The sequence below is a fragment of the Haemophilus sp. SZY H53 genome, from assembly GCF_054332375.1.
Window position 1 is genome coordinate 149,063 of record NZ_JBTGNV010000005.1, and the last position, 19,701, is coordinate 168,763.

At 39.8% G+C, this 19,701-nt stretch carries 34 protein-coding genes; 2 read left to right on the forward strand and 32 right to left on the reverse strand.

The window, feature by feature from the left end; all coding sequences use genetic code 11:
• Positions 1 to 35: 35 nt before the first annotated feature.
• The 30 genes from ACXVWB_RS06520 to ftsY all read right to left on the reverse strand — a co-directional run bounded on the left by ACXVWB_RS06520 (position 36) and on the right by ftsY (position 16,725).
• On the reverse strand, positions 36 to 1,025 hold the full coding sequence (locus tag ACXVWB_RS06520) for a DNA-directed RNA polymerase subunit alpha (protein WP_005695102.1): 990 nt from the start codon (positions 1,023 to 1,025) through the stop codon (positions 36 to 38).
• A gap of 31 nt (positions 1,026 to 1,056) precedes the next feature.
• Positions 1,057 to 1,677 carry a 30S ribosomal protein S4 gene (rpsD, locus tag ACXVWB_RS06525; protein ID WP_005625866.1) on the reverse strand — a complete coding sequence of 207 codons (621 nt, stop codon included), beginning with the start codon at positions 1,675 to 1,677 and terminating at the stop codon, positions 1,057 to 1,059.
• A gap of 29 nt (positions 1,678 to 1,706) precedes the next feature.
• Positions 1,707 to 2,096 (reverse strand): 30S ribosomal protein S11, encoded by a 390-nt coding sequence (rpsK, locus tag ACXVWB_RS06530; RefSeq protein ID WP_005543603.1) that lies wholly within the window; start codon positions 2,094 to 2,096, stop codon positions 1,707 to 1,709.
• A 16-nt stretch (positions 2,097 to 2,112) separates the two neighbouring features.
• Positions 2,113 to 2,469 (reverse strand): 30S ribosomal protein S13, encoded by a 357-nt coding sequence (gene rpsM, locus ACXVWB_RS06535; protein ID WP_005548758.1) that lies wholly within the window; start codon positions 2,467 to 2,469, stop codon positions 2,113 to 2,115.
• 141 nt (positions 2,470 to 2,610) lie between these two features.
• The gene (rpmJ, locus tag ACXVWB_RS06540; protein WP_005625868.1) at positions 2,611 to 2,724 is read right to left on the reverse strand and encodes a 50S ribosomal protein L36; all 114 of its coding nucleotides are present in this window, start codon (positions 2,722 to 2,724) and stop codon (positions 2,611 to 2,613) included.
• Positions 2,725 to 2,752: 28 nt separating this feature from the next.
• A complete protein-coding gene (gene secY / locus ACXVWB_RS06545) occupies positions 2,753 to 4,078 on the reverse strand; it encodes a preprotein translocase subunit SecY (protein WP_005695101.1) in 1,326 nt (441 codons plus the stop codon).
• Positions 4,079 to 4,085: 7 nt separating this feature from the next.
• Entirely contained in the window at positions 4,086 to 4,520 is a 435-nt protein-coding gene (gene rplO, locus ACXVWB_RS06550) for a 50S ribosomal protein L15 (protein ID WP_005695100.1), read from the reverse strand.
• A gap of 4 nt (positions 4,521 to 4,524) precedes the next feature.
• Positions 4,525 to 4,704: a 50S ribosomal protein L30 gene (gene rpmD, locus ACXVWB_RS06555; protein ID WP_046339253.1), complete on the reverse strand. Its 180-nt coding sequence runs from the start codon at positions 4,702 to 4,704 to the stop codon at positions 4,525 to 4,527.
• Positions 4,705 to 4,710: 6 nt separating this feature from the next.
• The gene (gene rpsE / locus ACXVWB_RS06560; RefSeq protein ID WP_005695098.1) at positions 4,711 to 5,211 is read right to left on the reverse strand and encodes a 30S ribosomal protein S5; all 501 of its coding nucleotides are present in this window, start codon (positions 5,209 to 5,211) and stop codon (positions 4,711 to 4,713) included.
• A gap of 14 nt (positions 5,212 to 5,225) precedes the next feature.
• Positions 5,226 to 5,579 carry a 50S ribosomal protein L18 gene (gene rplR, locus ACXVWB_RS06565; protein WP_005695097.1) on the reverse strand — a complete coding sequence of 118 codons (354 nt, stop codon included), beginning with the start codon at positions 5,577 to 5,579 and terminating at the stop codon, positions 5,226 to 5,228.
• 13 nt (positions 5,580 to 5,592) lie between these two features.
• Positions 5,593 to 6,126: a 50S ribosomal protein L6 gene (rplF, locus tag ACXVWB_RS06570; RefSeq protein WP_049357263.1), complete on the reverse strand. Its 534-nt coding sequence runs from the start codon at positions 6,124 to 6,126 to the stop codon at positions 5,593 to 5,595.
• Between the two features lie 15 nt (positions 6,127 to 6,141).
• Positions 6,142 to 6,534 carry a 30S ribosomal protein S8 gene (gene rpsH / locus ACXVWB_RS06575; protein ID WP_005625877.1) on the reverse strand — a complete coding sequence of 131 codons (393 nt, stop codon included), beginning with the start codon at positions 6,532 to 6,534 and terminating at the stop codon, positions 6,142 to 6,144.
• A gap of 36 nt (positions 6,535 to 6,570) precedes the next feature.
• Positions 6,571 to 6,876 carry a 30S ribosomal protein S14 gene (gene rpsN / locus ACXVWB_RS06580; protein ID WP_007242504.1) on the reverse strand — a complete coding sequence of 102 codons (306 nt, stop codon included), beginning with the start codon at positions 6,874 to 6,876 and terminating at the stop codon, positions 6,571 to 6,573.
• A gap of 11 nt (positions 6,877 to 6,887) precedes the next feature.
• Positions 6,888 to 7,427 (reverse strand): 50S ribosomal protein L5, encoded by a 540-nt coding sequence (rplE, locus tag ACXVWB_RS06585; RefSeq protein WP_005695093.1) that lies wholly within the window; start codon positions 7,425 to 7,427, stop codon positions 6,888 to 6,890.
• A 17-nt stretch (positions 7,428 to 7,444) separates the two neighbouring features.
• A complete protein-coding gene (rplX, locus tag ACXVWB_RS06590; protein ID WP_005695092.1) occupies positions 7,445 to 7,756 on the reverse strand; it encodes a 50S ribosomal protein L24 in 312 nt (103 codons plus the stop codon).
• 13 nt (positions 7,757 to 7,769) lie between these two features.
• Entirely contained in the window at positions 7,770 to 8,141 is a 372-nt protein-coding gene (gene rplN, locus ACXVWB_RS06595) for a 50S ribosomal protein L14 (RefSeq protein WP_005619403.1), read from the reverse strand.
• 233 nt (positions 8,142 to 8,374) lie between these two features.
• Positions 8,375 to 8,632, reverse strand: a complete 258-nt coding sequence (gene rpsQ, locus ACXVWB_RS06600) for a 30S ribosomal protein S17 (RefSeq protein ID WP_005695091.1) — start codon at positions 8,630 to 8,632, stop codon at positions 8,375 to 8,377.
• Complete coding sequence (gene rpmC / locus ACXVWB_RS06605; RefSeq protein WP_014064571.1) at positions 8,632 to 8,823, reverse strand: 50S ribosomal protein L29; 192 nt, start codon at positions 8,821 to 8,823, stop codon at positions 8,632 to 8,634. The genes rpsQ and rpmC overlap by 1 nt, the downstream gene beginning before the upstream one ends.
• Positions 8,823 to 9,233: a 50S ribosomal protein L16 gene (rplP, locus tag ACXVWB_RS06610; RefSeq protein ID WP_005695088.1), complete on the reverse strand. Its 411-nt coding sequence runs from the start codon at positions 9,231 to 9,233 to the stop codon at positions 8,823 to 8,825. The genes rpmC and rplP overlap by 1 nt, the downstream gene beginning before the upstream one ends.
• A gap of 13 nt (positions 9,234 to 9,246) precedes the next feature.
• Positions 9,247 to 9,954: a 30S ribosomal protein S3 gene (rpsC, locus tag ACXVWB_RS06615; RefSeq protein WP_049363953.1), complete on the reverse strand. Its 708-nt coding sequence runs from the start codon at positions 9,952 to 9,954 to the stop codon at positions 9,247 to 9,249.
• Between the two features lie 17 nt (positions 9,955 to 9,971).
• Complete coding sequence (gene rplV, locus ACXVWB_RS06620; protein ID WP_005625897.1) at positions 9,972 to 10,304, reverse strand: 50S ribosomal protein L22; 333 nt, start codon at positions 10,302 to 10,304, stop codon at positions 9,972 to 9,974.
• Positions 10,305 to 10,315: 11 nt separating this feature from the next.
• Positions 10,316 to 10,591, reverse strand: a complete 276-nt coding sequence (gene rpsS / locus ACXVWB_RS06625; RefSeq protein WP_005539416.1) for a 30S ribosomal protein S19 — start codon at positions 10,589 to 10,591, stop codon at positions 10,316 to 10,318.
• A gap of 24 nt (positions 10,592 to 10,615) precedes the next feature.
• A complete protein-coding gene (gene rplB, locus ACXVWB_RS06630) occupies positions 10,616 to 11,437 on the reverse strand; it encodes a 50S ribosomal protein L2 (protein WP_014064570.1) in 822 nt (273 codons plus the stop codon).
• A 17-nt stretch (positions 11,438 to 11,454) separates the two neighbouring features.
• On the reverse strand, positions 11,455 to 11,754 hold the full coding sequence (gene rplW, locus ACXVWB_RS06635; RefSeq protein WP_005632756.1) for a 50S ribosomal protein L23: 300 nt from the start codon (positions 11,752 to 11,754) through the stop codon (positions 11,455 to 11,457).
• The gene (gene rplD / locus ACXVWB_RS06640; RefSeq protein ID WP_005695085.1) at positions 11,751 to 12,353 is read right to left on the reverse strand and encodes a 50S ribosomal protein L4; all 603 of its coding nucleotides are present in this window, start codon (positions 12,351 to 12,353) and stop codon (positions 11,751 to 11,753) included. Before rplD ends, rplW begins: the two co-directional genes overlap by 4 nt.
• A gap of 15 nt (positions 12,354 to 12,368) precedes the next feature.
• Entirely contained in the window at positions 12,369 to 12,995 is a 627-nt protein-coding gene (rplC, locus tag ACXVWB_RS06645) for a 50S ribosomal protein L3 (RefSeq protein ID WP_049357253.1), read from the reverse strand.
• A gap of 16 nt (positions 12,996 to 13,011) precedes the next feature.
• On the reverse strand, positions 13,012 to 13,323 hold the full coding sequence (gene rpsJ, locus ACXVWB_RS06650; protein WP_148328709.1) for a 30S ribosomal protein S10: 312 nt from the start codon (positions 13,321 to 13,323) through the stop codon (positions 13,012 to 13,014).
• Positions 13,324 to 13,654: 331 nt separating this feature from the next.
• A complete protein-coding gene (ftsX, locus tag ACXVWB_RS06655; protein ID WP_128787961.1) occupies positions 13,655 to 14,587 on the reverse strand; it encodes a permease-like cell division protein FtsX in 933 nt (310 codons plus the stop codon).
• A 9-nt stretch (positions 14,588 to 14,596) separates the two neighbouring features.
• Positions 14,597 to 15,253 carry a cell division ATP-binding protein FtsE gene (gene ftsE / locus ACXVWB_RS06660; protein ID WP_049363949.1) on the reverse strand — a complete coding sequence of 219 codons (657 nt, stop codon included), beginning with the start codon at positions 15,251 to 15,253 and terminating at the stop codon, positions 14,597 to 14,599.
• A 14-nt stretch (positions 15,254 to 15,267) separates the two neighbouring features.
• Positions 15,268 to 16,725 carry a signal recognition particle-docking protein FtsY gene (ftsY, locus tag ACXVWB_RS06665; RefSeq protein WP_289902154.1) on the reverse strand — a complete coding sequence of 486 codons (1,458 nt, stop codon included), beginning with the start codon at positions 16,723 to 16,725 and terminating at the stop codon, positions 15,268 to 15,270.
• Positions 16,726 to 16,822: 97 nt separating this feature from the next.
• Between ftsY and rsmD the strand changes: the two genes are divergently transcribed.
• Both rsmD and trmL read left to right on the forward strand, forming a co-directional pair.
• Entirely contained in the window at positions 16,823 to 17,407 is a 585-nt protein-coding gene (gene rsmD, locus ACXVWB_RS06670; protein ID WP_289902155.1) for a 16S rRNA (guanine(966)-N(2))-methyltransferase RsmD, read from the forward strand.
• A gap of 9 nt (positions 17,408 to 17,416) precedes the next feature.
• Positions 17,417 to 17,893: a tRNA (uridine(34)/cytosine(34)/5-carboxymethylaminomethyluridine(34)-2'-O)-methyltransferase TrmL gene (gene trmL / locus ACXVWB_RS06675; RefSeq protein WP_289902156.1), complete on the forward strand. Its 477-nt coding sequence runs from the start codon at positions 17,417 to 17,419 to the stop codon at positions 17,891 to 17,893.
• Between the two features lie 430 nt (positions 17,894 to 18,323).
• On the opposite strand, the gene ACXVWB_RS06680 is transcribed toward trmL, so the two are convergent.
• Together ACXVWB_RS06680 and ACXVWB_RS06685 are read right to left on the reverse strand one after the other, a co-directional pair.
• The gene (locus ACXVWB_RS06680; protein ID WP_049357243.1) at positions 18,324 to 19,079 is read right to left on the reverse strand and encodes a DeoR/GlpR family transcriptional regulator; all 756 of its coding nucleotides are present in this window, start codon (positions 19,077 to 19,079) and stop codon (positions 18,324 to 18,326) included.
• A 21-nt stretch (positions 19,080 to 19,100) separates the two neighbouring features.
• Positions 19,101 to 19,676, reverse strand: a complete 576-nt coding sequence (locus ACXVWB_RS06685; protein ID WP_172622040.1) for a rhomboid family intramembrane serine protease — start codon at positions 19,674 to 19,676, stop codon at positions 19,101 to 19,103.
• Between the last annotated feature and the right edge of the window lie 25 nt (positions 19,677 to 19,701).

Consider the following 19,701-nt stretch of genomic DNA (forward strand, 5'->3'; position numbering starts at 1 on the left):
TATCCTTCTCAGAAAAATCTTAACCTATGACCAAACTAGTCTTCAGCAATACTTGCTGGTGGCCAATTCTCAAGGCGCATACCAAGTGACAAGCCACGTGAAGCGAGAACATCTTTAATTTCAGTAAGCGATTTCTTACCAAGATTAGGCGTTTTTAATAACTCAACTTCTGTACGTTGTACTAAGTCACCGATATAGTGAATTGTTTCTGCTTTCAAACAGTTAGCAGAACGAACTGTCAACTCTAAATCGTCTACAGGACGTAATAAAATCGGATCAAATTCCGGTTTTTCTTCCTTGACTTCAGGTTGACGAACATCACGCAAATCAACGAATGCATCGAGTTGCTCTGCTAAAATTGTTGCTGCACGACGAATTGCTTCTTCCGGATCAATAGTCCCGTTAGTTTCTAACTCAATAACTAATTTATCTAAGTCAGTACGCTGTTCAACACGTGCTGCTTCAACATTATAAGCAATACGGTCAACAGGACTATAACAAGCATCTACTAATAAACGACCGATTGGGCGATCTTCATTTTGTGAATGAGTACGAGCAGATGCAGGTACATAACCTCTACCACGTTGAACTCGAATACGCATATTAATAGATGCATTTTCGTCTGTTAAGTGACAGATTACATGTGATGGATTAACAATCTCAACATCACCATCATGGGTGATATCAGCTGCAACAACAGGGCCAATTCCAGATTTATTTAATGTCAGAATAACATCATCTTTATTCTGTACTTTAACCGCTAGACCTTTAAGGTTTAAAAGAACTTCAAGAATATCTTCCTGAACACCTTCTTTACTACTATATTCATGCAGTACGCCATCAATTTCTACTTCAGTTACAGCACAACCTGGCATTGAAGACAGAAGGATACGACGTAATGCATTCCCTAGAGTATGACCAAAGCCACGCTCTAACGGTTCTAAGATCACCTTAGCATGAGTAGAGCTAATTTGCTCGATATCTACTAAGCGTGGTTTTAAAAATTCTGTAACAGAACCCTGCATTTTATCCTCTCTTTGCTTTTAAGCTTAACTATTATTTAGAGTAAAGCTCAACGATCAGATGTTCGTTAATGTCTGCTGATAAATCAGAACGTTCAGGAACACGTTTGAACACACCTTCCATTTTCGCAGAATCAACTTCTAACCAAGTTGGTTTTTCTCTTTGTTCTGCTAATTCTAATGATGCTTTAATACGTGCTTGTTTTTTAGATTTCTCACGAACAGCAACGACATCATTTACAGAAACTTGGAAAGATGGGATATTTACAACACGACCATTCACGACAATCGCTTTGTGGCTCACTAATTGACGAGCTTCTGCGCGAGTTGCAGCAAATCCCATGCGATAAACAACGTTATCCAATCTACCTTCTAATAATACTAGTAAGTTTTCACCAGTATTACCTTTTAAACGGTTTGCTTCTTTATAGTAGTTACGGAATTGACGTTCTAAAATACCATAGATACGACGAACTTTTTGTTTTTCACGTAATTGACTACCATAGTCAGACAAACGCGGTTTACGAGCACCGTGTTGACCTGGTGCTGTATCAATTTTACATTTTGAATCAATCGCACGCACACCTGATTTAAGGAATAAATCAGTGCCTTCACGACGGCTGAGCTTGAGTTTAGGGCCCAAATATCTTGCCATTTTCTTTCTCCAACTATCCTATTACGCCATTAAACACGACGTTTTTTCGGTGGACGACAACCGTTATGAGGAATCGGAGTCACATCAGTGATGTTCGTGATACGGAAACCCGCTGCATTTAATGCACGGATTGTTGATTCACGACCCGGACCCGGACCTTTAACCATAACTTCCAAGTTCTTTAAGCCGAATTCTTTAACGATTTCAGCACAACGTTCTGCAGCAACTTGTGCAGCGAACGGGGTAGATTTACGAGAACCACGGAAACCTGAACCACCTGCTGTAGCCCAAGCTAAAGCATTACCTTGACGGTCAGTAATGGTAACGATTGTGTTATTGAAAGATGCGTGAATGTGTGCTACGCCATCTACAACTTGTTTTTTTACACGTTTACGTGCACGAACTGGTGTTTTAGCCATTCTTTATTTACCCCGACTATTTTTTGATCGGCTTACGTGGACCCTTACGGGTACGCGCATTAGTTTTAGTACGTTGACCACGTACCGGTAAACTACGACGATGACGTAAACCACGGTAACAACCTAAGTCTAAAAGACGTTTGATGTTTAGTGTTACTTCACGACGTAAGTCACCTTCAACGGTAAATTTACCAACTTCGTCACGCAGTTTGTCAATCTGCTCTTCAGACAATTCGCTGATCTTAACATCTTCAGCAATACCCGCTGCAGCACAAATGCTTTTAGAACGAGTTTTACCGATACCGTAAATTGCAGTTAAAGCGATTACAGCGTGTTTGTGATCAGGAATGTTAATGCCTGCAATACGGGCCACTATGCACTCCTATTATTTTAACTAATTTGGTATTCTGATCTTGAAAAGCCCGTTTTCAGGATACTCAAACAGAATACCAAGGACATAAATGAGTTGAGTAGTATAACTACTCAACCGGTTCTTTGCAAGAAGAAATGTTAATTAACCTTGACGTTGTTTATGTTTAGGGTCGCTGCATAATACGCGAACAACACCTTCACGTTTAACAATTTTACAGTTACGACACATCTTCTTAACGGAAGCACGAACTTTCATTGCTTATCCTTTTTACTTAAATGAACAATTACTGTCCAAAACCTTTAAGGTTTGCTTTTTTTAACGCAGATTCATATTGAGACGACATTAAGTGACTCTGAACTTGCACGATAAAATCCATAATTACAACAACAACGATCAATAAGGAAGTACCACCGAAGTAGAATTTAACATCCCATGCTGATGTCATAATGTAAGGGACCAAACATACGAACGTTACATAAAGACCGCCAATTAATGTTAAGCGAGTCATGACTTTATCAATATAACGCGACGTTTGTTCACCTGGTCTAATTCCTGGGATAAATGCACCAGATTTTTTTAGATTATCTGCTGTATCACGTGGATTATATTGCATTGCAGTGTAGAAGAAACTGAAGAAAATAATCGCCACCGCATAAACAAGAAGATATAAAGGTTGTCCAGGATTCAACAACATTGATAAGTCATTTAACCACTCAAACTTATCATTCTGACCAAACCATTGTGTCAATGTAGCAGGGAATAAAATAATGCTCGAAGCAAAAATTGCTGGCATTACGTTTGCCATATTAACTTTTAATGGTAAGTGAGTTGAATGACCACCTAAAATTTGACGTCCTTGTTGACGCTTAGCATATTCAACACGAATTCTACGTTGTCCACGTTCTACGAAGACAACAAAATAAGTTACTGCAAAAACAATAGCAGCGATTAGTAGAAGAACTAAAGGATGCATTTGTCCTTGACGAGCTTGCTCAACTGTTTCGATGATTGCATGTGGCAATCCTGCAACAATACCACCAAAAACAAGAATTGAGATACCGTTACCAATACCTCTTTCAGTAATTTGCTCACCTAACCACATTAAGAACATAGTTCCGGTCACAAGACTCACTACTGCAGTGAAGTAAAAAGTAAAACCGATATTTGGCACTAACTGCGGCAACATATTCGGTAAACCAGTAGAAATGGCGATAGCTTGGATAGTAGCAAAAACCACCGTTGCATAACGAGTATACTTGGTAATTTTTCTTTGTCCTGCTGCGCCTTCTTTCTTCAATTCTGCTAAAGCAGGTGAAACCGTAGCAAGCAATTGCATCACGATAGATGCCGAGATATACGGCATAATACCTAATGCTAAAATTGATGCTCGGCTCAATGCACCACCAGAGAACATGTTTAACATATCAATGATGGTGCCTTTTTGTTGTTCAACTAATTGAGCTAGCACGGCGGCATCAATACCAGGAAGCGGAATAAAAGAACCAATACGATAAACGATAAGTGCACCTAATACAAAAAGCAATCTGCTTTTCAGTTCACCAGTACCACTATTAGTACTTCTGCTTTGATAACCTGGTTGTTTAGCCATTTGCTAATTATTCCTCAACTGAACCGCCAGCAGCTTCGATCGCTGCTTTTGCACCTTTAGTTACACGTAAACCACGTACAGTAACTGCAGATTTCACCTCACCAGCTAAGATAACTTTAGCGAATTGAATATCTTTAGTTAAAATGTTTGCAGCTTTTAATGCTTCTAAAGTGACAACATTTCCTTCAACTTTTGTTAATTCGTTTAAACGAACTTCAGCAGTTACAGCTGATTTCATTGAAGTGAAACCAAATTTTGGTAAACGACGGTACAATGGCATTTGACCACCCTCGAAACCACGGCGAACACCGCCGCCTGTACGAGATTTTTGACCTTTATGACCACGACCACCAGTTTTTCCTAAACCTGAACCAATACCACGACCAAGGCGTTTTGCACTGTGCTTAGCACCTTCAGCCGGAGATAGAGTATTTAAACGCATTCTCTTACTCCTCCACTTTAACCATGTATGAAACTTGGTTAATCATACCACGTACTGCCGGAGTATCGATTAACTCAACAGTATGGTGCATATGGCGAAGACCAAGACCACGCAAGGTAGCTTTGTGCTTCGGTAAACGAGCAATTGCGCTACGAACTTGAGTTACTTTAATAGTTTTAGCCATTATCAATTACCCCAAAATTTCATCAACGGTTTTGCCACGTTTAGCAGCAACCATTTCTGGTGATTTCATATTTGCTAATGCATCAATAGTTGCACGAACAACGTTGATTGGGTTGGTTGAACCATACGCTTTAGAAAGAACGTTACGTACACCAGCAACTTCTAACACTGAACGCATTGCACCACCTGCGATGATACCTGTACCTTCGCTAGCTGGTTGCATAAATACGCGAGAACCAGTGTGAACGCCTTTAACAGGGTGTTGTAATGTACCTTCATTTAAAGCGACATTAATCATATTGCGACGTGCTTTTTCCATCGCTTTTTGGATCGCTGCTGGAACTTCGCGAGCTTTACCATAACCAAAACCTACGCGACCGTTACCATCACCTACTACTGTTAAAGCAGTAAAGCTCATAATACGACCACCTTTTACAGTTTTTGATACACGGTTTACTGCGATTAGCTTCTCTTGCAGTTCACCAGCTTGTTTTTCGATGTTTGACATCTCAATTTACCTCATTAGAACTGTAGACCAGCTTCACGTGCAGCGTCCGCTAAAGTTTGGACACGACCATGATATTTAAAACCGGAACGGTCAAAAGCAACGTCTTTAACGCCTTTTGCTAATGCACGCTCAGCAACAAGTTTACCTACTACTGCTGCGGCATCTTTATTACCGGTATATTTAACTTGCTCACGAATTGCTTTTTCAACAGTTGAAGCAGCGGCAAGCACTTCTGAACCGTTTGGTGCAATAACTTGTGCGTAGATATGACGCGGAGTACGGTGAATAACTAGACGAGTTACACCTTGCTCTCTCATCATATGACGTGCACGAGCTGCACGACGGATACGAGCTGATTTCTTATCCATAGTGTTACCTTAATTATTTCTTCTTAGCCTCTTTCATACGTACTACTTCATCAGAGTAACGTACACCTTTACCTTTATAAGGCTCAGGACGGCGATAAGCGCGAATATCTGCTGCAACTTGACCAATTAACTGCTTATCAGCACCTTTTAAAACGATTTCCGTTTGTGAAGGGCATTCTGCAGTAATACCTGCTGGTAAAGTGTGCTCCACAGGGTGAGAGAAACCTAAACTTAATGCAACTGCGTTGCCTTTAATTTGAGCTCTGTAACCAACACCCACTAGTTGTAATTTCTTAGTGAAGCCTTCAGTAACACCGATAACCATTGCATTAACTAATGCACGAGCTGTACCCGATTGAGCATTCGCTTCAACAAAACCTTCACGTGGAGTGAAAGTAAATTGACCATTATCTTGTTTAACTTCAACTGATTTATGAATTGTGCGAGATAACTCGCCATTTTTACCTTTTACTGTTAATAGCTGACCGTCGAGTTTAACTTCAACGCCGGCAGGAATATTAACAGGTGCCTTTGCAACACGAGACATTTTCCTACCCCTTTATTAAGCTACGTAACAGATGATCTCACCGCCTAAGCCCGCTTGACGAGCTGCACGGTCAGTCATAACACCTTTAGATGTAGAAATTACAGCAACACCTAAACCACCCATAACTTTTGGTAATTCGTCTTTACGTTTGTAAATACGAAGACCAGGACGGCTTACACGTTGGATGCTTTCTACAACCGGTTTTCCTTGGAAATATTTTAAAGTAATTTCCAATTCAGGTTTTGCACCTTCTAAAACTTTAACGCTTTCGATATAACCTTCAGCAGCTAATACGTTGGCAATTGCCACTTTTAGCTTGGAAGAAGGCATATTGATTGCAACTTTGTTCGCAGCTTGACCGTTACGAATACGGGTCAACATATCTGCGATTGGATCTTGCATACTCATTGTACTTTTTCTCCGATTCCAAAATAAAGTGGTATATTACCAGCTCGCTTTTTTAAGGCCTGGGATCTCGCCACGCATAGCAGCTTCACGAACCTTAATACGGCTTAAACCAAACTTACGTAAAACGCCGTGAGGACGTCCAGTTTGGCGGCAACGGTTACGTTGACGACTAGGGCTAGAATCACGTGGTAAAGTTTGTAACTTTAACACTGCATTCCAACGATCTTCGTCAGAGGCATTGACATCAGAAATGATTTTCTTTAATTCTGCGCGTTTAGCGAAGAATTTCTCAGCCAATTTAACGCGTTTTACATCGCGTGCTTTCATTGATTGTTTTGCCATTATAACCTGCCTTATTTACGGAATGGGAAATTAAAGGCAGCAAGTAGTGCTTGACCTTCTTCATCATTCTTAGCAGTAGTTGTGATAGTGATATCTAAACCACGTACACGATCTACTTTATCGTAATCGATTTCAGGGAAGATGATTTGTTCACGCACACCCATGCTGTAGTTACCACGACCATCAAATGATTTCGCACTTAAACCGCGGAAGTCACGAATACGTGGAACAGCAATTGTAATTAAACGTTCAAAGAACTCCCACATACGCTCACCGCGTAGTGTTACTTTACAACCGATTGGATATCCCTGACGGATTTTAAAGCCAGCAACAGATTTACGAGCTTTAGTTACTAAAGGTTTTTGACCGCTAATTGCTGCTAAGTCCGCTACTGCGTTGTCTAGCAATTTCTTATCGGTCAATGCTTCACCCACACCCATATTCAGGGTAATCTTTTCGATTCGTGGGACTTGCATGACAGATTTGTAGCCGAATTTATTTTTTAACTCGTTTACTACTTGATCTCTGTAGTAATCATGCAGTTTCGCCATCGCATTACTCCAGTTTGTTAGATAATTTCATTGTTAGATTTGAAGAAACGTACTTTTTTGCCGTCTTCGAATCTAAAACCTACACGGTCAGCTTTGTTTGTTTTTGGATTGAAAATCGCAACGTTAGAAGCATCGATAGCCGCTTCTTTTTTCACTAAACCACCAGCTTGTCCTAAAGCAGGAACTGGTTTTTCATGTTTAGTAATGATGTTGATACCTTCAACAAACACTTTACCGTTTGGTAACACTTTAGTTACCTTGCCACGCTTGCCTTTATCTTTACCGGCAAGTACGATTACTTCATCGTTTTGACGAATTTTTGCAGCCATTTCTCACTTCTCCTTACAGTACTTCTGGTGCCAAAGAAATGATCTTCATGAATTTCTCAGAACGAAGTTCACGAGTCACCGGTCCAAAAATACGAGTACCGATTGGTTGCTCTGTGTTATTGTTTAAAATTACACAAGCGTTACCATCGAAGCGAATGACTGATCCGTCTGGGCGACGAACACCCTTCTTGGTGCGCACAACAACTGCTTTTAATACATCACCTTTTTTAACTTTACCGCGTGGAATTGCTTCTTTCACAGTAACTTTGATGATATCACCAATAGCAGCATAACGACGGTGCGATCCACCTAGAACCTTGATACACATTACGCTGCGAGCACCAGAGTTATCGGCAACATCCAGCATAGTCTGTTCTTGGATCATATTTTATGCTCCGTTAAGTTAATAATACACCCTTGCGGGACGAACCTATCCATACCTTAGAAAGGTATGGATAGGTGGCCGAGTTTACCAAAATCACGGAAGAAACGCAATCAAAATTTTATGCTTAAGTCAGAGTGCTTAAAGTGCGGTCAAATTTTTATGACTTTTTAGCAAACTTTGGAAAGAAAAAAGCCAACGGTATAAACCATTGGCTTTTATTTTTAATTTGTTAATTAAGCAATAACTGCTTTCTCAACAACACGAACTAAAGTCCAAGATTTGGTTTTAGAGAGAGGACGACATTCGCGAATCTCTACTACATCACCTAATTTGGCTTCGTTGTTCTCATCGTGTACGTGTAATTTAGTTGTACGACGGATAAATTTACCGTATAACGGGTGTTTTACCTTACGTTCAATAGCAACAACGAAAGATTTTTCCATTTTGTCGCTAACAACTTTACCTTGTACGCTACGAATTTTATCAGTCATTACTCACCCGCCTTCTCAGTTAAAATGGTTTTAACGCGTGCGATATCACGACGCACTTGTTTAGCCTGATGGGTTTGTTGAAGCTGACCGGTGGCTGTTTGCATACGCAATTTGAATTGTTCACCTAAAAGGTTCACCAATTCATCATTCAGCTCTTCAACACTTTTTGTACGTAAATCTTGAGCTTTCATTACATCACCGTCTTAGTTACGAAGGTAGTCTTGATTGGCAATTTAGCAGCTGCTAATGCAAATGCTTGTCTTGCGATCTCTTCAGACACACCATCCATTTCATAAAGTACTTTACCCGGTTGGATTAAGGCTACCCAGTATTCAACGTTACCTTTACCTTTACCCATACGGACTTCTAATGGTTTTTCAGTAATTGGTTTATCTGGGAAAACACGGATCCAGATTTTACCTTGACGTTTAACTGCACGTGTCATTGCACGACGAGCCGCTTCAATTTGACGAGCGGTTAAACGACCACGACCAACTGCTTTTAATCCGAATGTACCAAAGCTAACTTCAGTACCACCCGCGATACCACGGTTACGGCCTTTGTGAACTTTACGGAATTTTGTACGTTTTGGTTGCAACATTTAGCGTTTCTCCTTACTTACGACCTTTGCCACGCGGAGCCTTTTTAGGCTTGTCGGCAGGTTGTTGTTCTGATTGCGCAACTGCAGCCATTCCACCCAAAATTTCACCTTTGAAGATCCATACTTTAACGCCGATTACGCCGTATGTAGTATGAGCTTCTGCAGTGTTATAATCGATGTCCGCACGAAGAGTATGTAGAGGTACACGACCTTCACGATACCATTCAGAACGTGCGATTTCTGCACCACCTAAACGACCGCTAACTTCAACTTTGATACCTTTAGCACCTAAACGCATTGCGCTTTGTACCGCACGTTTCATAGCACGACGGAACATTACGCGACGTTCTAATTGAGAAGCGATGCTGTCTGCAACTAATTTTGCATCTAATTCCGGTTTTTTCACTTCAGCAATGTTGATTTGAGCCGGAACGCCGGCGATTTGAGATACTGCGTTACGTAATTTTTCAACATCTTCACCTTTTTTACCGATAACGATACCAGGGCGAGCTGTGTGAATTGTTACACGAATACTTTTCGCTGGACGCTCAATAGTAATGCGTGAAACCGAAGCGTTTGCTAATTCTTTATTTAAGAATTTGCGTACTTTGAAGTCACCGTCAAGATTGTCGGCGAAATCTTGTGTATTCGCGAACCAAGTAGAGTTCCAAGGTTTTACAATACCTAGGCGAATACCATTTGGATTTACTTTTTGACCCATTGCTATTCCTCTACTTATTAACGATCTGACACAACCACAGTAATGTGGCTAGTACGTTTTAAAATACGATCTGCACGACCTTTAGCACGTGGCATAACACGTTTCATGCTAGGACCTTCGTCAACGAAGATTTTAGCAACTTTAAGATCATCGATATCTGCACCATCATTATGCTCTGCGTTAGCAATAGCAGACTCTAATACTTTTTTCACTAAAGCCGCAGCTTTTTTGTTAGTAAAAGTTAAGATTTCTAATGCTTGCGCAACTTTTTTACCACGAATTAAATCGGCAACTAAGCGAGCTTTTTGGGCAGAAGTGCGAGCGTAACGATGTTTTGCGATAGTTTCCATCTATTTACCTCTTATTTCTTAGCTTTCTTATCTGCCGCGTGACCGCGGTATGTACGAGTCGGTGCAAATTCACCTAATTTATGGCCGATCATTTCATCAGATACATAAACAGGAACGTGCTGACGACCATTATGGACTGCGATGGTCAATCCGATCATTGAAGGAATGATCATTGAACGACGGGACCAAGTTTTGATTGGTTTTTTATCCCCGCTTTCCACCGCCTTCTCTACCTTCTTCAACAAGTGTAGGTCAAGGAAAGGACCTTTCTTGAGAGAACGTGGCATGGCTTATCCTCTTATTAATTTAAATTATTTGCCACGACGACGTACGATGAATTTATCAGTACGTTTATTGTGACGAGTTTTCTTACCTTTAGTTTGAACGCCCCAAGGAGTTACTGGGTGTTTACCAAAGTTACGACCTTCACCACCACCATGTGGGTGATCTACTGGGTTCATTGCAGTACCACGAACTGTAGGGCGAATGCCTCTCCAACGGTTAGCACCAGCTTTACCCAATACGCGAAGCATATGTTCTGAGTTACCAACTTCACCGATTGTAGCAACACATTCAGCTAATACTTTACGCATTTCGCCTGAACGTAAACGTAAAGTTACGTAGTTGCCTTCACGAGCGATGATTTGTACATAAGCACCAGCAGAACGAGCGATTTGACCGCCTTTACCTGGTTTTAATTCAACGTTATGTACTGTTGAACCAACTGGGATATTACGCATTGGTAATGAGTTACCCACTTTAATTGGTGAGTTAACGCCAGATTGGATTTGATCGCCAACTGACAAACCTTTAGGTGCTAAGATATAACGGCGTTCACCATCTTTATAAAGCACTAAAGCAATGTTAGCTGAACGGTTTGGATCATATTCTAAACGCTCAACAACCGCTGGGATATCTAACTTGTTACGTTTGAAATCGATTAAACGGTAATGTTGTTTATGACCACCACCGATGTGGCGAGTGGTAATACGACCATAATTGTTACGACCACCAGTTTTAGATTTAGTATCTAGAAGAGGCGCGTAAGGTTTACCCTTGTGTAATTCAGGGTTCACGATTTTAACAACGTGACGACGACCAGCGGAGGTCGGCTTACATTTAACGATAGCCATTCTCTAATTTCCTCCGATTACTCTGCACTGTCCACGAAGTCCAAGTTTTGGCCTTCGGCTAAAGTTACATAAGCTTTTTTCCAGTCGCTGCGACGACCCATTTTGTTACCACGGCGTTTAGTTTTACCTTTAACAACCACAGTACGAACTGAGTCAACTTTTACTTCAAATAATTGAGCAACAGCAGCAGCAATTTCAGCTTTGTTCGCATCTAAAGCAACTTTAAGTACAACAGTATTAGATTTTTCAGCATTGTTAGTTGCTTTTTCAGAGATATGCGGTGCACGCAGCACGCTTAGCAAACGTTCTTGACTCATGCTAGGATCTCCTCAATTTGTTTCACAGCGTCAACAGTAACAATCACTTTATCGAAAGCGATTAAGCTAACTGGATCGATACCTTGAACATCACGTACATCAACTTTATATAAGTTACGTGCCGCTAAGAATAGATTTTCATCTAAACTTGCTGTGATAATTAATGCATCTTCAACTGCTAAATCTTTTAATTTTTGTACTAAAACTTTAGTTTTTGGTGCATCTAATTCGAATTTCTCAACAACAACTAAACGGTCTTGACGAACTAATTCAGAAAGAATGCTTTTGATAGCACCACGGTACATTTTCTTGTTCACTTTTTGGCTGTGATCTTGTGGTTTAGCCGCAAAGGTTGTACCACCAGAACGCCAGATTGGTGATTTAATATCACCAGAACGAGCACGACCTGTACCTTTTTGACGCCAAGGTTTTTTACCTGAACCAGACACTTCAGCACGAGTTTTTTGCGCACGAGTACCTTGACGAGCACCTGCTGCATAAGCAACAACAACTTGGTGAATCAAAGCTTCGTTAAACTCACGTCCGAAGGTAGTTTCAGAAACAGTTAGTGCATTTGCACCTACAACTTGTAATTCCATCTCTATCTCCTAGACTTATGCTTTAACTGCTGGCTTAACGATAACATCGCCATTGATAGCACCAGGTACAGAACCTTTTACTAATAGCAATTTACGCTCAGCATCTACACGAACAACTTCAAGTGATTGAACGGTTACTCGCTCAGCACCTAAATGTCCTGCCATTTTTTTACCTTTAAACACACGACCTGGAGTTTGGTTTTGACCAATAGAACCAAGTACACGATGTGATAAAGAGTTACCGTGTGTAGCATCTTGAGTACGGAAGTTCCAACGTTTAACACCACCTTGAAAACCTTTACCTTTAGAAGTACCAGTAACATCTACTTTTTTAACATCTGCAAAGATGTCAACATTGATTTCTTGACCTAAAGTGAATTCATCACCTTCAGTACGAAATTCCCATAAACCGCGACCAGCTTCAACACCTGCTTTCACGAAATGACCTGCTTCAGGTTTAGTTACACGATTCGCTTTTTTAGAACCAGTAGTAACTTGAACTGCAGTATAGCCATCGTTTTCAAGAGTTTTAACTTGAGTTACGCGGTTGGCTTCGATTTCGATAACGGTAACTGGTACAGAAACACCGTCTTCATTGAAGATACGGGTCATACCAACTTTACGACCGACTAAACCAATCATTGTAATAACCTCTTAATTAACCTAGGCTGATCTGCACGTCCACGCCGGCAGCCAAATCTAAACGCATTAATGCATCAACAGTTTTTTCTGTTGGCTCTACGATATCTACTAAACGTTTGTGTGTACGAATTTCGTATTGATCACGCGCGTCTTTGTTCACGTGTGGAGAAATCAACACGGTGAAACACTCTTTACGAGTTGGTAAAGGGATTGGACCACGAACTTGTGCACCAGTACGTTTAGCTGTTTCTACGATCTCCGCAGTAGATTGATCGATCAAACGGTGATCGAAAGCTTTTAAGCGGATACGGATTCTTTGGTTCTGCATTAGACCAGAGCTCCAATAAAATTTAGCTAATAAAAAACTAACACCAATCACAATTCTAACTTCAAAATAGAAAAGGAGGTGTAAGTTACCTGTTATATAGTCTCCAAATCGGAAACATTGTTAGTATTACATATCGTAATACTCGTTTAATAAATGATTACATTAAACGGCTTTCAATATCTGAAAGCCCGTGGATATTACACAAAAACACCTAATTATGCAAGCTTTTTGTTCAATTAATTTCCACATACAAAAAAGTGCGGTCATTTTCCCGAATGTTTTTCAGATGAAAACACGACAAAAAATGACCACACTTTAATATAAATGAAATCTATAGTTTGTTATCTAACATTGCAATATGTCTTGTTGCTGCAATCCATGCACCAACATAACCCATAATCAAGCAGCTGACTAATAAGAAGATTAGCTCACCAATGCCTAATCCATTGAGCTCAAATGTCACCGCAAAGATATCCGTTACATATTTCACCGCTGATGTAAAGTATCCTACAATAAGACTGCTAAAGAGTGCTGCAACCAATCCGCCCAACACCGCATAAATCATGCCTGTATAAAGATAAGGACGAAGAATGAATTGATCTGTAGCACCTAATAGTTTCATCACATCAATGCTTGCTCGGCTACTATAGACATCCGAGCGAATACTATTTCCGATAACAAGGAATACCGCAATGGTCATCAAAACCGTGCAGAAAATTGCCACATGCGCAAATAACCACGAAAGTGCGGTCAATTTTTCCATCCAATCGTTATCTAAACGAACTTCTTGCACCCCTTTAATTTTATTTAAGTTGGTACGTAATTCTGCTCGTTTTTCAGATGCATTAAAGTCTTTAGACGGCTTCACCATCACGACTGCCGGTAATGGATTATCATCTAAAATCTCTAATTCTTCACCAAAACCAGACCAACTTTTGAATTCTTTTAAGCTTTCTTGGCGAGAAACATAATTTAAAGATTCCACGCCTTCCTGTTGACGGATTTTTTCCACCACTAAGTTAGCATCTTCTTCACTTAAATTTTTGTGTAAGTAGATTGTGAGTTCGCTTTCTGGATAAAATTGAGTCGTCGCTAAATGTAAATTTTTCCATAACAAATAACTCACCGTTGGAATTGTTAAAGACACGGCAATAACAAGAATTGTGAGCAATGTACCAAATTTACGCTTTAACAAATCGCTCCAAACCGAACGCAATGTATAGGCAGTTTGCACGCCAAAAGAAGCATCAATACGTCTTGTCATTTTTTATCCTTAATAGCGTAAATAGCCTTGTTCAAGTACAAGACATGGTTTTGGTTTTTGTTGAATTAAATTGATATCGTGTGTTGCAATTAATACTGTCATGCCTAAACGATTAAATTCTTCAAAAAGATTGAAAATCCCTAAAGAAAGTTCTCCATCTAAGTTGCCTGTCGGCTCATCCGCTAATAAAAGTTGCGGTTTATGCACGATTGCACGTGCGATATCTACACGTTGTTGTTCCCCACCTGAGATTTGTGGCGGCATATAATTCGCTTTACTACGTAAGCCCACACGATCTAACGCAACCAATGCACGTGTATGCGCTTCTTTTGGGTTCATACCCGCAATAATCAATGGCAGCGCCACATTTTCTACCACACTACGATCCGTTAATAAACGGTAATCTTGGTGAACCATACCAATTTGACGGCGCAAAAAGGGAATTTCATATTTAGACAAACGCGTAATATCGTGACCATTAAACCAGATATTACCGGCATTCGCCTTTTCCATTCCCATGATTAATTTAAGTAAGGTACTTTTACCCGCCCCCGAATGCCCAACAAGATAAGTCATACTTCCGACAGGAAGATGAAAATTCAAACCCTGCAAGGCCGGCTGAGTCGCACCGTGATAAGCTTTAGAGACATTTGAAAATCGAATCACTTTATTATTCCTTTTTATTCTTCATTTTCGTGAACAAACAATGCTTCAATAAATTCTTCTGCATTAAATTCGCGTAAATCCTCAATCTTTTCGCCTACACCAATATAGCGAATTGGTAAATTAAACTGATCCGCAATAGCGAAAATCACGCCACCTTTTGCTGTGCCGTCTAACTTAGTTAATGAAATACCGGTTAACCCAACTGCTTCATCAAAGAGTTTTGCTTGGCTAATCGCATTTTGTCCTGTACCTGCGTCAAGCGTAAGCATAATCTCATGCGGTGCTGTTTCATCATATTTTCTCATGACACGAACAATTTTCTTCAATTCATCCATGAGATTATTTTTATTTTGTAAACGTCCTGCCGTATCCGCAATTAAAACATCAATGTTACGTGCTGCGGCAGATTGCATCGCATCAAAAATGACTGACGCTGAATCTGAACCCGTACTTTGTGCCACTACCGGAATATTGTTACGCTCACCCCATACTTGAAGTTGTTCGACTGCTGCAGCACGGAAAGTATCCCCTGCTGCTAACATGACTGATTTACCTTCATTTTGGAATTTACGAGCTAACTTACCAATTGTGGTTGTTTTACCTACACCGTTTACGCCAACCATTAAAATAACATACGGTTTTTTAGTCGTATCAATAACTAGCGGCTGCGCGACAGGTTTTAAGATCTCCGCCATTTCAACTTTAAGCTGTTGGTAAAGTAATTCCGCATCTTGTAATTGTTTACGACTTGCGTGCTCCGTTAAATTTTTAATAATCTTATTAGTTGTTGGCACGCCAATATCGGCAATCAAAAGCTGCTCTTCCAACTCATCAAACAAATCATCATCAATTTTTTTGCCTAAAAAGAAAGATCGGAAACCCGCACCAATATTTTGTTTGGTTTTGAGTAAACCTTTAACTAAACGGCTGAAAAAGCCGCCTTCACTTGGTTTTTCTTGCGTTTCGGTATTGATATCTGAACGTAATTCGTCTTTAACATCGTCAACAATTTCAGATTCAATCTCGGCTTCAACCACAGGAAGATCTTCAATGACATTATCTTGTTCAATAATGCTTTCTGTTGGCTCTTCCGTAGGAAGTACGGTAGCAATTTCTTCTGTTTTTACTGTTTCTTCATCAATTGTTTCAATCACTGGTGTATCTAAAACAGGTTCAATATTGACCGCACTTTCAGGTGAAATCACTTGTTCTACGATAGGTTCAAGATGCTCAACAACGCCCCCTTCTGCTTTATCTTGTTGCAGTTGTTCAGCTAATTCCTGTAATTCTTCCTGTTCAACTTGCTCTAATTGAATGTTCTCTCCAGCGTGAACAATTTCTTCCTCAGATGAAACATCGGCAGGTTCGACAGATGGCTCTTCAATAATTGGCTCAATTTTTTGTTCTTCTTGCTTTTTATTGCGACCAAAAAGAGAGGCCCAAAATCCACCTTTTTTCTTTTCTTCTGACATAAATTCTTCTCTTAAACACAAATCTGTAAAAATACTGACTATTCTAACAAAAAATCGTCTAAACTAAGCACAATTTTCACTACAAATCTGTTTCTTTATGAAAAAAATGCAAGTTCAAAACGCCAAAGGCGAAGTTCGAATCATCGCAGGTCTTTGGCGAGGGCGAAAATTACCAGTTTTAAATGCTAAAGGTTTGCGTCCAACAGGCGATCGCGTAAAAGAAACCTTATTCAACTGGTTGATGCCTTATATTGTGGATAGCCATTGTCTTGATTGCTTTGCGGGCAGTGGCTCACTTGGTTTTGAAGCGCTTTCTCGCCAAGCGAAACAGGTGACGTTTTTAGAGTTAGATAAAAATGTGGCAAATCAATTAAAGAAAAATTTGCAAACACTAAAAACAACGAGTGAACAAACTCAGGTAATCAATCAAAATAGCTTAGAATTTTTAAAACAAGCGCAAAATCAACCGCACTTTGATGTGGTATTTTTAGATCCACCTTTTCATTTTGGCTTAGCAGAACAAGCAATTACTCTCTTGGAGGAAAAGAATTGGCTCTTACCTCATGCATTGATTTATGTGGAAACAGAAAAAGACAAACCGCTTAGCGTGCCTGACAATTGGCAATTACTAAAAGAAAAAACCACAGGAATGGTGAGTTACCGCCTGTATCAAAAAGATTAGGAAATTATTATGTTAGATATTGTGTTATACGAACCTGAAATTCCACAAAATACGGGAAATATTATTCGTCTTTGTGCGAACACTGGCTTTCGCCTTCATTTAATCGAACCACTAGGCTTTACATGGGATGATAAAAAATTACGTCGTTCCGGCTTGGATTATCATGAATTTGCCGAAATCAAAAAGCATAAAACCTTTGAAGCCTTTTTAGAAAGTGAAAAACCACAACGTCTTTTTGCGCTAACGACTAAAGGCGGCCCTGCACATAGTGAAGTGCAATTTGAATTAGGGGATTATTTGATGTTTGGCCCTGAAACTCGTGGTATTCCCATGTCTATTTTAGATAGCATGCCAATGGAGCAAAAAATCCGTATCCCAATGACTGCAAATAGCCGCAGTATGAACTTATCCAACTCAGTCGCAGTGACGATTTATGAAGCTTGGCGACAGCTAGGTTACGAAGGGGCCGTGAATTTAAATCGATAAAAAATCAGTAAAATAGTCGCTTATTTTCTAAACCAAAATAAGTGGCTTTCTTTTTGCATTTAAATTGTGATCTCGATCACATATTTGTAATTTTAATATTCCCTTTTTTTAAAAATAGCAGTATAAATAAATTACATTTAGAGAGGGATCTCGATGTGCTCTACTTGATCTATCAAGCTCTTGTCTTTCTTGACGCTTCAAGCAAACCTTCCCCGTAGTCCTAAATAAAAATTGGCAGTCAAATGATTTGCCGTCCGTTTTTATCTCTAAAATTTAACAATTTAATATGCAGCAAAATTAGCTTTATCTTATATCAATAAGGATGTTGACATGAATAGAGTTAATTTTGAATTGGTCGAAACAGCAGTGGCTAAGCAGGGATGCTTACAAAAAAGTGCGGTTATTTTTTTGACCGCACTTCCTATTTAGACTATTTACAAATCACTAACTTTGTATTGCTATTTTCTAAATAATCCTCAATTTGTTTTGGCACATCATCAGTAAAAAGATAATCCACGTCTTTGAGCTCCCCTAATCGCACAATGGCTTGTCGAGAAAATTTTGAATGATCGGTCGCTAATAACGTTTGACGAGAACTTTCTATAATGGCACGTTTCACTTGGACTTCATGATAATCATAGTCCAATAATGAACCATCAAGGTCGATTGCACTAATACCCAGAATCCCGAAATCTAAACGGAATTGCGAAATAAAATTAACCGTTGCCTCACCAATAATTCCCCCATCCTTACGCAAAGAACCTCCCGCCATCGTAATATCAAAGGTTTCATTTTGACGTAATAAATGAGCAGCATTGAGATTATTTGTCACAATGCGTAAACGCTCATGATTTAACAAGGCATTTGCCACGGCTTCAGGTGTTGTACCAATATCAATAAATAAGGAGGCGCCATTTGGAATACATTCCGCCACTTTGCGGGCAATCGCACTTTTTTGGGAAGGGAAAAATTGTTTACGCTCAATATAATCTGAATTTTCTGCGGTAGAAGAAGGTGCCGCACCACCATGATGACGACGAATTAAATCTTGCTCCGCAAGAATATTCAGATCGCGTCGAATTGTCTGAGGACTAACTTCTAATTCGATAACCAGCTCTTCTGTGCTGGCATAGCCTTTTTGCGTCACAAGCTCAACAATTTTCTGATGGCGTAATGATTGTTTCATATAAATGTCTATACAGTTGAATTAGCTAAACGCTCTACTATTAATTTTACTCTGCAGAAATCCCCAAACCAATCCTAAGATAAAGCCTGAAATATGAGCTGCGTTGCCTATATTAATACCAAAAAGCGGACTAATAAAGCCAAATACAAGCCCTACCAGTAACATTGTAAAAAAACCTTCCAGTAAGTCAAAGCTATGCGGGTGCAATTTGTCCACCACCAACACATAACCTAACACCGCATACACGACACCAGATAATCCGAAAAAGGCGGGACCGGTAAAGTAATTCTGTGCAGCGCCACTCACTGCGGCAGACACTAAGACCAATAATAAAAAATGGAAAGAACCAAATCGGCGTTCAATCGCACCACCAAATAACCAGAACCACGAAAGATTAAATAAAATATGGGGTACCGACAAATGAACGATAGCATGAGTGAAATAACGCCATATTTCCTGATCTTCCCAAGAATAAGCAGGATAATGGAATAAATCCATCATTGGCTCTTCAAACCCGACATTCTGCAAGAGATAAATCACTGCGCAAAGTGCGGTCAAAATAAACGTGATTTTTTGTGCGCTCAATGTGCGTTTCAATACTTTTCTCTCTTCTGACACATCA

Bases quoted from the DNA above. Each gene is read 5' to 3' on its own strand.
- rpsN (WP_007242504.1), bottom strand. From the start codon at position 6,876: ATGGCAAAACAATCAATGAAAGCACGCGATGTAAAACGCGTTAAATTG.
- rplE (WP_005695093.1), bottom strand. From the start codon at position 7,427: ATGGCGAAACTGCATGATTACTACAGAGATCAAGTAGTAAACGAGTTA.
- rpsD (WP_005625866.1), bottom strand. From the start codon at position 1,677: ATGGCAAGATATTTGGGCCCTAAACTCAAGCTCAGCCGTCGTGAAGGC.
- ftsY (WP_289902154.1), bottom strand. From the start codon at position 16,725: ATGTCAGAAGAAAAGAAAAAAGGTGGATTTTGGGCCTCTCTTTTTGGT.
- rplO (WP_005695100.1), bottom strand. From the start codon at position 4,520: ATGCGTTTAAATACTCTATCTCCGGCTGAAGGTGCTAAGCACAGTGCA.
- rsmD (WP_289902155.1), top strand. From the start codon at position 16,823: ATGAAAAAAATGCAAGTTCAAAACGCCAAAGGCGAAGTTCGAATCATC.
- rplR (WP_005695097.1), bottom strand. From the start codon at position 5,579: ATGGATAAGAAATCAGCTCGTATCCGTCGTGCAGCTCGTGCACGTCAT.
- rplW (WP_005632756.1), bottom strand. From the start codon at position 11,754: ATGAGTCAAGAACGTTTGCTAAGCGTGCTGCGTGCACCGCATATCTCT.
- rpsS (WP_005539416.1), bottom strand. From the start codon at position 10,591: ATGCCACGTTCTCTCAAGAAAGGTCCTTTCCTTGACCTACACTTGTTG.
- secY (WP_005695101.1), bottom strand. From the start codon at position 4,078: ATGGCTAAACAACCAGGTTATCAAAGCAGAAGTACTAATAGTGGTACT.
- rplV (WP_005625897.1), bottom strand. From the start codon at position 10,304: ATGGAAACTATCGCAAAACATCGTTACGCTCGCACTTCTGCCCAAAAA.
- rpmJ (WP_005625868.1), bottom strand. From the start codon at position 2,724: ATGAAAGTTCGTGCTTCCGTTAAGAAGATGTGTCGTAACTGTAAAATT.
- rpsE (WP_005695098.1), bottom strand. From the start codon at position 5,211: ATGTCAAACATCGAAAAACAAGCTGGTGAACTGCAAGAGAAGCTAATC.
- ftsX (WP_128787961.1), bottom strand. From the start codon at position 14,587: ATGACAAGACGTATTGATGCTTCTTTTGGCGTGCAAACTGCCTATACA.
- rplP (WP_005695088.1), bottom strand. From the start codon at position 9,233: ATGTTGCAACCAAAACGTACAAAATTCCGTAAAGTTCACAAAGGCCGT.
- rpsH (WP_005625877.1), bottom strand. From the start codon at position 6,534: ATGAGTATGCAAGATCCAATCGCAGATATGTTGACCCGTATTCGTAAC.
- rpmC (WP_014064571.1), bottom strand. From the start codon at position 8,823: ATGAAAGCTCAAGATTTACGTACAAAAAGTGTTGAAGAGCTGAATGAT.
- rplB (WP_014064570.1), bottom strand. From the start codon at position 11,437: ATGGCTATCGTTAAATGTAAGCCGACCTCCGCTGGTCGTCGTCACGTT.
- rplC (WP_049357253.1), bottom strand. From the start codon at position 12,995: ATGATTGGTTTAGTCGGTCGTAAAGTTGGTATGACCCGTATCTTCAAT.
- trmL (WP_289902156.1), top strand. From the start codon at position 17,417: ATGTTAGATATTGTGTTATACGAACCTGAAATTCCACAAAATACGGGA.
- rplX (WP_005695092.1), bottom strand. From the start codon at position 7,756: ATGGCTGCAAAAATTCGTCAAAACGATGAAGTAATCGTACTTGCCGGT.
- rplN (WP_005619403.1), bottom strand. From the start codon at position 8,141: ATGATCCAAGAACAGACTATGCTGGATGTTGCCGATAACTCTGGTGCT.
- rplD (WP_005695085.1), bottom strand. From the start codon at position 12,353: ATGGAATTACAAGTTGTAGGTGCAAATGCACTAACTGTTTCTGAAACT.
- rplF (WP_049357263.1), bottom strand. From the start codon at position 6,126: ATGTCTCGTGTTGCAAAGGCACCTGTTAATATTCCTGCCGGCGTTGAA.
- rpmD (WP_046339253.1), bottom strand. From the start codon at position 4,704: ATGGCTAAAACTATTAAAGTAACTCAAGTTCGTAGCGCAATTGCTCGT.
- rpsK (WP_005543603.1), bottom strand. From the start codon at position 2,096: ATGGCTAAAACACCAGTTCGTGCACGTAAACGTGTAAAAAAACAAGTT.
- ACXVWB_RS06680 (WP_049357243.1), bottom strand. From the start codon at position 19,079: ATGAAACAATCATTACGCCATCAGAAAATTGTTGAGCTTGTGACGCAA.
- rpsQ (WP_005695091.1), bottom strand. From the start codon at position 8,632: ATGACTGATAAAATTCGTAGCGTACAAGGTAAAGTTGTTAGCGACAAA.
- rpsC (WP_049363953.1), bottom strand. From the start codon at position 9,954: ATGGGTCAAAAAGTAAATCCAAATGGTATTCGCCTAGGTATTGTAAAA.
- ACXVWB_RS06520 (WP_005695102.1), bottom strand. From the start codon at position 1,025: ATGCAGGGTTCTGTTACAGAATTTTTAAAACCACGCTTAGTAGATATC.
- rpsJ (WP_148328709.1), bottom strand. From the start codon at position 13,323: ATGCAGAACCAAAGAATCCGTATCCGCTTAAAAGCTTTCGATCACCGT.